General features: G+C 68.7%; 11 protein-coding genes. 6 read left to right on the forward strand and 5 right to left on the reverse strand.

The window, feature by feature from the left end; all coding sequences use genetic code 11:
• Positions 1 to 473: 473 nt before the first annotated feature.
• The 3 genes from LCH29_RS18070 to LCH29_RS18080 are packed head-to-tail and all read left to right on the forward strand — an operon-like array spanning position 474 to position 4,189.
• The gene (locus LCH29_RS18070) at positions 474 to 2,093 is read left to right on the forward strand and encodes an N-acyl-D-amino-acid deacylase family protein (RefSeq protein ID WP_446462758.1); all 1,620 of its coding nucleotides are present in this window, start codon (positions 474 to 476) and stop codon (positions 2,091 to 2,093) included.
• On the forward strand, positions 2,090 to 3,529 hold the full coding sequence (gene hisS, locus LCH29_RS18075) for a histidine--tRNA ligase (protein ID WP_446462759.1): 1,440 nt from the start codon (positions 2,090 to 2,092) through the stop codon (positions 3,527 to 3,529). The genes LCH29_RS18070 and hisS overlap by 4 nt, the downstream gene beginning before the upstream one ends.
• Before the next feature lie 48 nt (positions 3,530 to 3,577).
• A complete protein-coding gene (locus LCH29_RS18080) occupies positions 3,578 to 4,189 on the forward strand; it encodes a hypothetical protein (protein WP_446462760.1) in 612 nt (203 codons plus the stop codon).
• A 77-nt stretch (positions 4,190 to 4,266) separates the two neighbouring features.
• Here the strand turns inward: LCH29_RS18080 and LCH29_RS18085 are convergent, their stop codons facing one another.
• Positions 4,267 to 4,875 carry a YdcF family protein gene (locus tag LCH29_RS18085; protein WP_446462761.1) on the reverse strand — a complete coding sequence of 203 codons (609 nt, stop codon included), beginning with the start codon at positions 4,873 to 4,875 and terminating at the stop codon, positions 4,267 to 4,269.
• The gene (locus LCH29_RS18090; RefSeq protein ID WP_446462762.1) at positions 4,872 to 6,353 is read right to left on the reverse strand and encodes a transcriptional regulator; all 1,482 of its coding nucleotides are present in this window, start codon (positions 6,351 to 6,353) and stop codon (positions 4,872 to 4,874) included. The genes LCH29_RS18085 and LCH29_RS18090 overlap by 4 nt, the downstream gene beginning before the upstream one ends.
• Positions 6,354 to 6,856: 503 nt before the next feature.
• Here LCH29_RS18090 and LCH29_RS18095 point away from each other — a divergent pair.
• From LCH29_RS18095 to LCH29_RS18105, 3 genes are read left to right on the forward strand one after another with little or no spacing between them, the layout of a single operon-like run.
• Positions 6,857 to 7,195 (forward strand): hypothetical protein, encoded by a 339-nt coding sequence (locus LCH29_RS18095; RefSeq protein ID WP_446462763.1) that lies wholly within the window; start codon positions 6,857 to 6,859, stop codon positions 7,193 to 7,195.
• A 56-nt stretch (positions 7,196 to 7,251) separates the two neighbouring features.
• Complete coding sequence (locus LCH29_RS18100; protein ID WP_446462764.1) at positions 7,252 to 8,229, forward strand: radical SAM protein; 978 nt, start codon at positions 7,252 to 7,254, stop codon at positions 8,227 to 8,229.
• Positions 8,230 to 8,288: 59 nt separating this feature from the next.
• Positions 8,289 to 8,702 (forward strand): hypothetical protein, encoded by a 414-nt coding sequence (locus LCH29_RS18105; protein ID WP_446462765.1) that lies wholly within the window; start codon positions 8,289 to 8,291, stop codon positions 8,700 to 8,702.
• 39 nt (positions 8,703 to 8,741) lie between these two features.
• On the opposite strand, the gene LCH29_RS18110 is transcribed toward LCH29_RS18105, so the two are convergent.
• The 3 genes from LCH29_RS18110 to LCH29_RS18120 are packed head-to-tail and all read right to left on the reverse strand — an operon-like array spanning position 8,742 to position 11,734.
• A complete protein-coding gene (locus LCH29_RS18110) occupies positions 8,742 to 9,074 on the reverse strand; it encodes a VOC family protein (protein WP_446462766.1) in 333 nt (110 codons plus the stop codon).
• Positions 9,075 to 9,086: 12 nt separating this feature from the next.
• Positions 9,087 to 9,731, reverse strand: coding sequence for a TetR/AcrR family transcriptional regulator (locus tag LCH29_RS18115; RefSeq protein ID WP_446462767.1), 645 nt, complete (start codon positions 9,729 to 9,731; stop codon positions 9,087 to 9,089).
• The gene (locus tag LCH29_RS18120; RefSeq protein WP_446462768.1) at positions 9,728 to 11,734 is read right to left on the reverse strand and encodes a CocE/NonD family hydrolase; all 2,007 of its coding nucleotides are present in this window, start codon (positions 11,732 to 11,734) and stop codon (positions 9,728 to 9,730) included. Before LCH29_RS18120 ends, LCH29_RS18115 begins: the two co-directional genes overlap by 4 nt.
• Positions 11,735 to 12,069: the final 335 nt, after the last annotated feature.

Genomic DNA, 12,069 nt, shown 5'->3' on the forward strand with positions numbered 1-12,069 from the left:
CCCAACCGGGGCCGGGCAGCCCGACCCCGGACCGGAGCCCCGACGGAGGTGCGCCGGGGGCCCCAGCGGGAACCGAGGCAAGCCGCCCGCCCCTCCCGGGGGCGGGGCCCCGGACCCCCTGGGCCGAGCCGGACGCCCGGGCCGGGACCGGGCAGCCCGGCCCGGGCCTCGACCGAGGGCCGGGGACGGGGAACCCGCAAGGGTTCGCGAACTGAGGGCGGGCCACCCGCCCTCGCCCGGGGCGCAGCCCCGGGACCCCGCCGCGGTGGGGCGGGGCTCCGTCCCTTGGCCGAGACGGGAGCCCGCGCCTCGGCCAAGCGGCGGGGACCCCGCAGGGGGTCCCGCACCGGCCCGGCCGGGGCGGGGGCCGCCGGGGTGTGGGGGCCCGCAGGGCCCCCACGAACCAGAGGGCGGGTGGGTGGGGACGACAGCGGCGCCGTAGGCGCGACCGGCACACAGGAAGAAGGCACCCCATGGACCTCGTCATCCGCGACGCGCGCGTCATCGACGGCACCGGCGGTGCCGCCTACCGGGCCGACGTGGGCGTGGACGGCGGGCGGATCGCCGCCGTCGTCCCCGAAGGCGGCGAACGGCCCAGCGGCCGCCGCACCGTGGACGCCGACGGCCTCGCCCTCTCCCCCGGGTTCATCGACATGCACGCGCACAGCGACCTCGCGCTGCTCCGCGATCCCGACCACTCGGCGAAGGCCGCCCAGGGCGTCACCCTCGAAGTCATCGGCCAGGACGGCCTGTCGTACGCCCCCGTCGACGACCACACCCTCGCCCAGATCCGTACCGCCATCACCGGCTGGAACGGCGACGGCTCCGACATCGACTTCACCTGGCGCAGCGTCGGCGAGTACCTGGACCGGCTCGACCACGGCTTCGACGGCCGGGGCATCGCCGTCAACGCCGCGTACCTCATCCCCCAGGGCACCGTCCGCATGCTCGCCCTCGGCTGGGAGGACCGGGACGCGACGCCCGTCGAGATCGCGCGGATGAAGCAGCTCGTCGCCGAGGGCCTCGACCAGGGGGCCGTGGGGCTGTCCTCCGGGCTCACCTACACCCCCGGCATGTACGCCACCGACTCCGAGCTCACCGAGCTGTGCCGGGTCGTGGCGGCGTACGACGGCTACTACTGCCCGCACCACCGCTCCTACGGCGCGGGCGCCCTGCGCGCGTACGAGGAGATGGTGGCGCTCACCCGCGACGCGGGCTGCGCGCTCCACCTCGCCCACGCCACCATGAACTTCGGCGTCAACAAGGGCCGCGCCCCCGAACTCCTCGCCCTGCTCGACTCCGCGCTCGCCGACGGCGCCGACATCACCCTCGACACCTATCCCTACCTCCCCGGCTGCACCACCCTCGCCGCCATGCTGCCCAGCTGGGCCGCCGAGGGCGGCCCGGAGGCGACCCTCGCGCGGCTGCGCGACGACGCGACGGCCGAGCGCATCCGGCACGTCGTCGAGGTGGAGGGCGCGGACGGCTGTCACGGCGTGCCCATCGAGTGGGACCGGATCGAGATCTCGGGCGTGAACGACCCGTCCCTCGGCGACCACGTCGGCAAGACGGTCGCCGCGAGCGCCCGCGAGCGCGGCGAGGAGCCGTGGACGACCGCCCGCCGCCTGCTCCTCGACGACCGGCTCGGCCCGACGATCCTCCAGCACGTCGGCCACGAGGAGAACGTCCAGGCGATCATGAAGCACCCCGTCCACACGGGCGGCAGCGACGGCATCCTGCACGGCGCGAAGCCCCACCCCCGGGCGTACGGCACCTTCCCCCAGTACCTGGGCCGCTACGTCCGCGAACTGGGCGTCCTGTCCCTGGAGGAGTGCGTCGCCCACCTCACCGGCCGCCCCGCGGCCCGCCTCCGCCTCCCCGACCGCGGCCTGATCCGCGAGGGCTACCGCGCCGACCTCGTCCTCTTCGACCCGGACACGGTGGCGGCGGGCTCCACCTTCGAGAACCCGCGCACGCTCCCGACCGGCATCCCGCATGTCCTCATCGACGGCCGCTTCGTCATCGAGGACGGCCGCCGCACGGACACCCTGGCGGGGCGTGCAGTACGCCGCGTCAGCCCCCGCCGTAATTGACGCTCACCGAGAACCCGAGCCGGCAGCTCGTCGTGACCGCCCGACTGGGTGAGCGTCCGTCACGTCGCCTTTTGCTCAGGGTCGTTGGCTTCCGGAACTATGGCCGCATGGCCTCCATGAAACAGTTCGACCCCGCGTCCGGGACCCGCGATTTCCTCGCCGCCGAGTACGAGCGACGCGAGCGCGCCTTCGCGACCATCCGGACGGTGTTTGCCCGGTACGGCTTCCAGCCGCTCCAGACGCCCGCGTTCGAACGGCTGGACGTCCTTACCGGCAAGTACGGGGACGAGGGAGACAAGCTGATCTTCAAGATCCTCCGGCGCGGGGAACATGAGGCCACCGGCGAGGCCGACCTGGCACTCCGCTATGACCTCACCGTCCCACTCGCCCGCGCCGCAGCGGCTTACGGCAGCCAGCTCCCGTCGCCGTACAAGCGGTACGCCATCGCCCCCGTATGGCGGGCCGACCGGCCCGGTAAGGGGCGCTTCCGTGAGTTCGTCCAGTGCGACCTGGACATCGTGGGCTCCTCCTCGCCCCTGTCGGACGCCGAGGTCGTTCTCGCACTGCACGATGCCCTTGAAGCACTCGGAGTCCCCGAGTTCCGCTTCCTGGTGAACTCCCGCCACGCGCTGTTCGGCCTGCTGGAGGCGTACGGCGTCCCGGACGATCTCGGTTCCGGTGCGCTGATCACCCTGGACAAGCTCGACAAGCTCGCGCCGGAAGCGGTCGTGACCGAGCTGGTGTCCGGCCGTGGCCTCTCGCAAGAGGTAGCGCAAGGCTTGGTCGATGACCTCACCGCACCGAACGCGGTCGAACGCGTCAGGGATCAGTTGAAGTCCAGCGACACCGGCCAGGCCGGACTGACCGAGGTAGACCGGTTGCTCGACCTCACCAAGGACACGATCCCTGCCGAGCGCATCGGCTTCACCCCAAACCTCGTACGCGGACTCGATTACTACACCGGGATCATCTTCGAGGTAGCCGCCCCGGGCATGCCCGGATCGATCGCTTCCGGAGGCCGGTACGACGGACTGATCGGCCGACTCGGCGGCAAGGACTCTCCCGCCTGCGGTGGCTCACTGGGCATTGAACGCATCCTGCCCCTGCTCTCACAGGAGGACGACGCCACCTATGCGCAGATCGACGTGGCCGTCACCGTCATGGGCGAGGAGCAGTCCGCCGACAGCTTCCGCCTAGCGGCCGATATTCGCCGCGCGGGAATCCGCACAGGTATCTATCTCGGATCGAGCGGGAAGTTCGCCAAGCAGATGAAGTGGGCCAGTGATCAAGGCGCCCGCTTCTGCCTGATCTACGGGGCGGCCGAACGCGAAGCCGGAACGGTCACCCTTCGGGACATGGACAGCGGCGAACAGGTTCAGGTCCCACTCGATCACGCCGTCGCAGAACTCTCACGGCGGTGCGCTCCATCCAGTTGACGCGCAGCGGGCCCGTTCCTCTGCCGCTTGTTTCCAAGGAGGAAGCGGATGGGAACGCAAGGCGATCGGATCTTCCGGACCACTGCCGAGCGGGGGTTCCCGGACCCCTGGCTCAGCTTCGGGGACTCCCTGTGCGACGAGGCAGCCCTCAGCACCGAACTGACCCGAGCCATCACCACGGCACGCAAGGAGCCTGCGGACGGGACGCGCGCGGAGGTCATGCGCGTCTTCCAGGCGAAGGAAGCGAACCTTCAGCGGTGCGCGGGCATCCTGGACCAGGTCCTCAGCGACTACGACACTTCCGGGATGTGGCAGGTCCTGGACGAGCGGGCCAGCAGGCTGGACGTCCAGGACGTGCTGGCGACGTGGGGCCGGACGCAGGCGCTCCACCCGTTCCCTGTCGTGCTCCGCAGCCTTGAGTTCAACTGGGGCTACATGAAGGAGTACGGCGTCCGGGCGTTCTACGAGATGACGCGGGGATACGTCTCGCGGCTCCAGGAGAACACCCAGCGGTGGCACGAGGCGTGGCTCCACGAGGTCACCACCGGTGTGGTGGACCGCATCACGTCCATCGAGTGCGACCTCGCCAGCATCGAGGCGCCGATGCACTGCGACGTATGCAAGAAGACGATCACGGCGCTGCTGTACCTCGACGAGTAGCCGCATAAGGTGCTTCGACCGTACCCGTCCAGCGCGGCGGGTACGGGAGCGTCGGCGTACATTGTCTCTACTGAAATTCAGGAGCGCCATGCGCCGTCGATGCGACGCGCTTCACGGAAGCTGCCATCGCCGACCCGACGGGACACTTCCTCCCACTCGCGCATCACTCTTCGTCTACCCTCCGGATTCAGAGGCCAATCGGTGCGCGTAACCGGTCTGTTCGCGTACACCGGCTCCCACGAGATGGCATGGAAAGGAGCGCCCTCGGGGAGCAGTGTCGCAAGGGTATGAACCGTCCTGCGGTGATACCACTTACTGATAGCCGTGAGCGTCAAACCAGCTTCCACCGCTTCGCGCAAGTACGGAAGCGCGAGCTCCACGTTCTGCCACGTGTTGACGGACTGATCCTCATAGCGGATGACGGCATCGGGGACGCCACGCTCTATGAGAAGCCTGCGGAATTCTCTGCCTTCCACAACACCGTTGTGGCGGTTGACCCCGCCCGTCGCAATGATGAGCGGAGCCAGCCCCTGATGGTACCGCTCGGCCGCGATCTCCACAGGCTTAGCCTGATTAGTCCCGAAGACAAGCAGGGCGACAGGCAGTCCCACCGGGGGCGGCGCCTCGATGTCCACGAATGCCGTGATCTCGCCGATCCGGCCGCTGTCCAAATCTTCGCTATTCATTTGCGACCCGTTCGGCTCATTAAGTGACTGGACATTTCCCTGAAGCGAGAATCATATTCGGCGACCTGCCGGGCATCAGCGAAATCCCGCTTGAGGACCTGGTTGAACTTGCCAGCAAGAACCACGGTCGGCCATGCGGGCTGGTCGCCGACGAGGGCGGCATGCCCAGCGGAAAGGGCCTCATCGAGGTTTCCGATTCCGGCTTGAGCAAGGGCCAGGATCAGGAGAGCACGAGCGTGACCTGGGGAATGTTCTCCGCGAGGGCGCGCGGGGTGGTGATGTGTCTCGATGACCCGGTTCGTCGACGACACAGCTTCTCGGAAGCGGCCCAGCAACATCAGGGAGGTTGCCGTATAGGGTGGATCTTCCGCCAAAGCCATCGAGAAGACTCCGGCCGTCTTTGCACCGGAAGGAAGATTCTTCATTGCCTTCGCGGCATAGCATCTGGATTGTTCCATGCCCTCGGCGTCGCCGACCATGGCCGCTGTCCGCATTTCTTGTGCGGCGAGTTTCGCGTGAACAACCGTACCCATCGGGGTGGCAGTCCGCCCTTGAGAAGCGAGTGCCATCGACTGATGCGGGCGCCCCTGGTAGAAGGCAATCATGGACTGGGTCCACATGGACCAGCCCGCAAGCTCCGGCTTCCCTGTCTCTCTGCTTCGGCGCTCAGCATCAGCACACCAGAGATGGGCCGACGCATGAGCCCCCATATCGCACGCCGCGATGCCGAGCAAGCATGATAGCCAGCCAGCGGCCAGGCTTATGTCCTTACGTTGCGGCACGACCCCGACACTGTCCAAAAATTTGTTTGCGTACGACCTGACCATCAAGATTTCGTCGTACACTTCCGATGGCGGCATAGCAGAAACGGAATGGGCGTAGTGTTCGACGAGTTCGCCGAGACTGTCCGCGACAATGCCAGGACCATCGTCAACCATCACATCAAGAACCTGAATGACGCGCCGACTTCTGTCCAACTGCATAGCCGCCATTGGACCTACCGCCAGTGCGGCGGCACTCGCGGAGACGAAAGCGCGTCGGTCCACAGATACCACCTCCCCCTGGCACGGCACTTCGGGGGCGAGACTTTCAGAATCTTCCAGCTCGGGAGCGAGCATGTTCTCGGCGCCATTACTGTCATTACCAGCCCCGCCAATGTCCTCTGGGGAACCCTCCCAAGGCCGGGGAGGCAAGCCCAACATTTCGCCAGGGATACCGAAACCATCGGCAACGCGTTCGATTACTTGCTGTCCACGGATGCCACGAACGCCTCGGATGATGTCGCTGACCCGAGCGCTGGTCATCTTCCCGATGGCCGCCGCCATGGCGGCGTGGCTTGCCCCGGTGCGCCGGTTCACGAGTCGGAAAATCTCTCGGAAGTCCCGGGTGGCGCATGCGCGCTGCATGGCCTCGCTCTGTAACAGCACGCCAGGAATCGTCAGTGGATAGTCGCTGCGCCGTGTTTCGCGTTCGTCCATGGGCCACCTAGCAGTGATGGGCAGGGATCTCTTCTCAGAGTAACCCCGGCCCCGGAACGGGGTTCCCCAAATCAAACAGCGGGGTTCCCCGTTCGTGGTTCCGCCGCGTGTCCTCAGGCTCGAAGCTCTTGAAGCGGCATTCCCGTGCCGAGCAAGACCCCCGCGACCGCTGCACACGGCCCGGGGGCATGGTCAACGCTGAAGAGGAGCGTCAACATGCGGAAGAGTACCGCCCGAACGGTACTGCGGAGACTGCGCGAACTGATCACCCGTCGCCCGGGCCGACATAGCGCGGCGTATCTCGCCACTCGCCCCGTCCTCGTGGCACCTCCGAGGTCTCCCCTGCCCTCCGCCCGCCGGTCGCATCCTTTCTGGTGCAGCGATATGCCCACCCTTCACCTCCCGCGCGTCCCGGCAGAGGAGCGGATTCCGATCTTCTGGGACACGGACCCGGCACCTCCGTACATCCCCCACTTCTTCGGAGCACGCACGGAGGCGACACGGTGACCGCGACCAACGGTCTACGGCTACTGCCGTGGTCAAGTCCCGATGGCAAGCCGTGCTTCCTGTCAACGGACAGCGGCAGCAGCCGCTTGAGTCGCAGGGCGGATGAGATCGAGGACCTTCAACTGTCCATGGGCGCTGAACTCCTCGGCCACGCCAACGCGCTGCTCAATGAACGGAAGACGGACGTCCGGGAAGTCCGCTTCCTCGCGGAACGGCTGTGTGAAGCGCTGCGTGACGCACTACGCGTCGCAGGGAGCCGGGGCGAACGCTTGCCCACACACGATGACGAAGCCGGTGCCGACCAGCCCGTTGCGCCGGGTGTGGCCCACTCCTGACTCCCTCGTCGGCCACCCGTCAGGCGGGGCCGACATCCAAGCCCTCCGGAGCCCTCATGCGTTCCCTGCCACTGCGCCCACAATTCGCATGGTTGGAGATCACCGGTTTCTGCAACTTGAGTTGCCGCCATTGCTACGCGATTTCCTCACCGCAAGGTGACCACGGAAACATGACTGATGCGGATTGGATCCGCGTCATCGATCAGCTGAACGCCATGGGCGTGCGGGACGTGCAATTCATCGGTGGTGAACCGACTCTTCACCCGAGTCTGCCCGCGTTCATCCGCCATGCGCACGAGTACGACATGCGCATCGAAGTCTTCAGCAACATGACCCACATCAGGCCGGAGGTGTGGGAGATTCTTAAACTGCCCGGTGTCCGCCTCGCGTTCAGCTACTACAGCGACAACGCGGCTGACCACGACGAAGTGACCGAGGTGCGTGGCTCCCACGCGCAGACCCGGGCCAACGTCGAGAAGGCACGGGAACTCGGAATCAAGATGCGCGGAAGCGTGATCCACGTGCTTGAGGGACAGCGCGAGGCAAATGCGCATCACGAGCTGCTGCAACTCGGAATCCGGGACATTCGAACGGACACCATCCGACCGTTCGGACGAGGCGCGGAGGGCGCTCCCCCGAGGCTCGAACAGCTCTGCGGAAGATGCGGGCGCGGAAATTTCGCTGTGCTGCCCGACGGGCAGGTCACGCCGTGCGTCTTCTCGCGCTGGATGAGCCTGGGGAACGTGCATGACATGAGCCTCCAGGAGATCTACCAAGGCGAAGCGATGCAGGAGGCGCGCGCCGAACTGGAGAGGGTATTTCCGCACACTGCCGTGAGTTCGACGCCGGTGTGCAATCCGGACTGCAACCCGGCTTTCGACACATGTTCGCCTCAACTGGCCTGTGCCCCGGATGCGGAATGCGGCCCCACGAACAGCGGGGACGACGTCGCTCGTAACGGCGTGATCCCCCGTATGTCCCCGCGCCGATCCGTCCGGTACGCGAATCCTGCTGTGTCCGGCACCGACTGTTAACCGCACGAGCGGGGGAACATGTGGGTTCCGGAGGCAGAGACGAGGTCCGGGTGAGTAGCGTGGCGTTGCTGGACTTCAACGGATGGAGTGGGCCCATGCACGATGCGTCTGTGATCTCGCTCTACCTCGCCCGTCGTGACGCGTTCGCCGAGTTCCTGAATGCTGTTGACGCTGAATGCCAGGTCGCTTGGCACCGCAGCGATGGGCGGTTCAAGACGGCGGACGGGCAGCCTGATGAGGCAGCGGCGGTGAGTGCTGTGGACGGGGCGTACCTCGCCAGTCGCGCTACGTTCAACGTCATCGACCTGATGGGGGTCGGCCCGGTCAAGGAGGCCCGCACCCTGGTAGAGCGGACCTCGGCGCTACACAAGGACGGTGGCACCGATCCGAATTGGTACGACTTCAAGAAGGCTCGCGAGGAATTTCTGACTGCCGCTACCGGCTACCTCAAGGGCATGCTCGGCGAAGAGTGACTACACGGCACTCCCCGTCGTCCGAGTACGGATGACGGCTTACCCCTTGGTCAGGCAGAAGGGGTGCCCGGCGGGGTCGGTGAAGACCCGCCACCGGTCCCCGCCCGGCTGTGCCTCCGGCTTCGTCGCGCCCAGCTTGCGCAGCAGCGCCCCGGGGTCGGCACAGTCGAGCGTGATCGCCGTCAGCTTCATCTGCGGGGGCATGGCAACTTCTGTGACAGCCATCGTGGGGTGACTTCGCGCGTTCGTGAGCGTCACACCGTAGTGCCTCCGCGGCCGCGACGGGCCGTGCGGGACGGCCGGGTGCGCGAGCTGGCCTGGCTGCCGCCCCAGTCTCCCGGGCGGGCGCGCGGCCGACGGCCCACGCCACACGCACCGCCCCGGTCAGCCGCCCAGCTCCGCCTCCACGAACCGCCGCAGGTGGCGACGCGCGTCCTCGACGCTCAGGGCCGGGACCTGCCGCAGCCGCCGCAACGCCAACCCGTCCGCCAGCGCGGAGAAGCGGAGGGTGAAGTCCGCCGGGTCCTCGCAGCGGAAGTCGCCCTCGGCGCAGCCCCGCTCCACCAGCGACCGGATCTCGCCGTGCCAGCTCTCGTACCGCTCGGCGGCCCCGCGCGCGAACGTCTGGTCGCGCTCGCCCGCGTTCCAGTAGTCGAACCACATCCGCCAGTGCCGGTCCGTGTCGTCCGTGAAGAGCGCGTCGATGAGCAGCCGCAGGCCCTCCGCGCCGCTGGTGGCGCGGTCGGCGGCCTCGGTGAGGGCGGCGTAGTAGCGCTCTATGTGCAGGACCATCGCCTCGGAGAGGACTTCCTGCACGCTGTCGAAGTGGTACGTGACGGTGCCGACGGAGACCCCCGCCGCCGCGGCGACCTCGCGTACCCCGACCCCCGCGGTGCCCCGCTCCGCAATCAGCGGAACGGCGGCCTCCACGATCAGGCGGCGCCGTACCTCGGTCGGCTGACGGGTACGGGCCGAGGCGGCGACGGCGCGCCTCGGGGGGCGGCGATCGGAGGGGGACGAGGAGGTCACGCGGACGTCCTCGGGATGGTGTGCTGCCATGCGCGGTGGGCCACTGTCTCTCCGTTCGCCCGTGCTTCGACGCTGCTGTCCATGATGAATTCCTCCGCCGTGGCACGCAGTTCGGTCGCGGTACGGATCTCCGCGTCCCAGCCGTCGCGCCGCAGCCGGATGGTCCACCGCGAGCTTGCCACGGCGGACAGCGGATCGCCGGAGCGGATGCGGTACGTCTCGCGGGCGCTCTCCTCGTACCGCAGCCCGTCCGGGTAGGTGCGCGAACCGCCGTAGTTGGGGTCCACGTCCAGCACCCACTCCCCCGTGGCGACGTCATGGGTGACGGTCCGTTCGGGGCGGGGCTCGGCGGGCGCGTCCACGGTCACGGCGAGCGGCGTGGCCTGTTCAGGCTCCTCGAAGGTGATCGGCTCGCGTGCGGCGTCCGCGCCGGGGTCGCGTACGGGCAGCAGCAGCGCGCTCTGGCCGGGCCGTACGGTGAGCTGTCCGCGCTCGCCGTGCGGCCACACCCACGGCCAGTACGCGTCGGAGACCGCGACCCGGATGCGGTGGCCGGGCGGGAAGGCGTAGCCGGTCCCGTTCAGCTCGAACTCGACGTCCTCGTACGTCCCCGGCTCCCACTCCACGGCCTTCTCCCGGCCGTGCCGGGACATCAGGTTGAGCACCCCGCGGGTGACGAGGGTGGACGAGCCGTCGGGCGCCACGTCGCAGACGCGCGCGATGACATGGGCGCGCCGGGTCGCGCTGTCGAGGCGCAGCCGTACGCGAGGGCGGCCCAGGATCTCCACCCGCTCGTCCAGGGGCGCCGAGTCGAAGCACACCGAACGGCCGTCCTCCTCGCGCTGGTCCGGCGGCAGATCGGTGGCGTTGCCGAAGGGGAAGTAGCGGCCCGCGTCGAGCCCGGTGTGCAGCGGGGAGCGTACGATCACCGGCTCGTCGCCGCCGCCCAGCGGGCGTTCGTCCCAGGTCACGGACGGGGACGGCCAGGCGTCGTCGCCGACCCAGCGGCCGGGCATCGTGTCGTACGAGGTGGCGGGCGGCACCGGGTCGTTGATCCACGCCCGGAGCAGCGGCTCGTCCATGACGCCCGTGTCGGTGTCCTTGAGCCAGTGGTCCCACCAGCGCAGCGTCTCCTGGAGGAACCCGATCGCCGGGCCCGGCGGCAGCCCCCGGTCCGGGTACTGGTGCGACCAGGGGCCGATCAGTCCGCGTACGGGTGCGTCGATGTGCTCCACCAGGCGCAGCACGGTGTCCCGGTACGGATCGGCCCACCCGCCGACCGCGAGCACGGCGGCGTCGACCGCCGCGTAGTCCTCGCACACGCTGCCGTGCCGCCAGTACGCGTCCCGCTCCTGGTGCGCGAGCCAGGTGTGCAGATACGGCTCCAGCGCGTCGAGCCGCTCCCGCCACATCGGCATCCAGCGGTCCTCGCCGACGGAGGTGGGGTGCGGGGGGCGCGCGGTGAACGCCAGCATCGTGCCCGCCCAGGCGAGCATGTCGATGCCGAGGACGGCGCCGCCGATGTAGTGCACGTCGTTGTCGTAACGGTCGTCCGCGGAGCACACCGTGACGATCGCCTTCAGCGGCTCGGGGCGCAGGGCGGCGATCTGGAGCGCGTTGAACCCGCCCCAGGAGATCCCGAACATCCCCACCTTGCCGGTGCACCAGGGCTGCGCGGCGAGCCAGTTGACGACGTCCACGCCGTCCGCCAGCTCGGTCTCGTCGTACTCGTCGCGCATCACGCCCTCGGAGTCGCCGCTGCCGCGCAGGTCGACGCGTACGGAGGCGTAGCCGTGCCCGGCGTACCAGGGGTGACGCTGGGCGTCGCGGGGGGCGGTCCAGTCGCTCTTGCGGTACGGGAGGTATTCCAGCAGGGCGGGTACGGGGGCGGTCTCCGCGTCCGTCGGCCGCCAGACGCGGGCGTGCAGCCGCGTTCCGTCGCGGGTCGGAATCCATACGTCCTCGACCCGCACCTCACGGTCGAAGGCTTCCCTGTACCTCACGCTTCTCCTCTACCTGGTGTTGTGTACGCCTGCGGCGGGCCGTCCCCCACCCCGCCCCTTCCCGAAACCGGGGGCAAGCCCCCGGCCCCCGTTGCGGGGGCTCCGCCCCCTGCACCCCCGCCGGGGCTCCGTCCCTGGACCCCGCTCCTCAAACGCCGGAGAGGCCGGGATTGGGGCACGTCCGCCCCCGGCCCCCGTTGCGGGGACTCCGCCCCCGAAACCCGCTCCTCAAACGCCGGAGAGGCTGGGATGTCCCGGCAGGGGCTGGGCGGTACGCGGGCTGAAAGCTGGGGCGAATCCGCCGTCGGCCCACGCTCCCCCGGCGGGGCGGATGT

The sequence above is a fragment of the Streptomyces sp. BRA346 genome (genome assembly GCF_052851135.1).

Coding starts and splice junctions, on each gene's coding strand:
- LCH29_RS18100 (WP_446462764.1), top strand. CDS start 7,252: ATGCGTTCCCTGCCACTGCGCCCACAATTCGCATGGTTGGAGATCACC.
- LCH29_RS18085 (WP_446462761.1), bottom strand. CDS start 4,875: ATGAATAGCGAAGATTTGGACAGCGGCCGGATCGGCGAGATCACGGCA.
- LCH29_RS18090 (WP_446462762.1), bottom strand. CDS start 6,353: ATGGACGAACGCGAAACACGGCGCAGCGACTATCCACTGACGATTCCT.
- LCH29_RS18080 (WP_446462760.1), top strand. CDS start 3,578: ATGGGAACGCAAGGCGATCGGATCTTCCGGACCACTGCCGAGCGGGGG.
- LCH29_RS18070 (WP_446462758.1), top strand. CDS start 474: ATGGACCTCGTCATCCGCGACGCGCGCGTCATCGACGGCACCGGCGGT.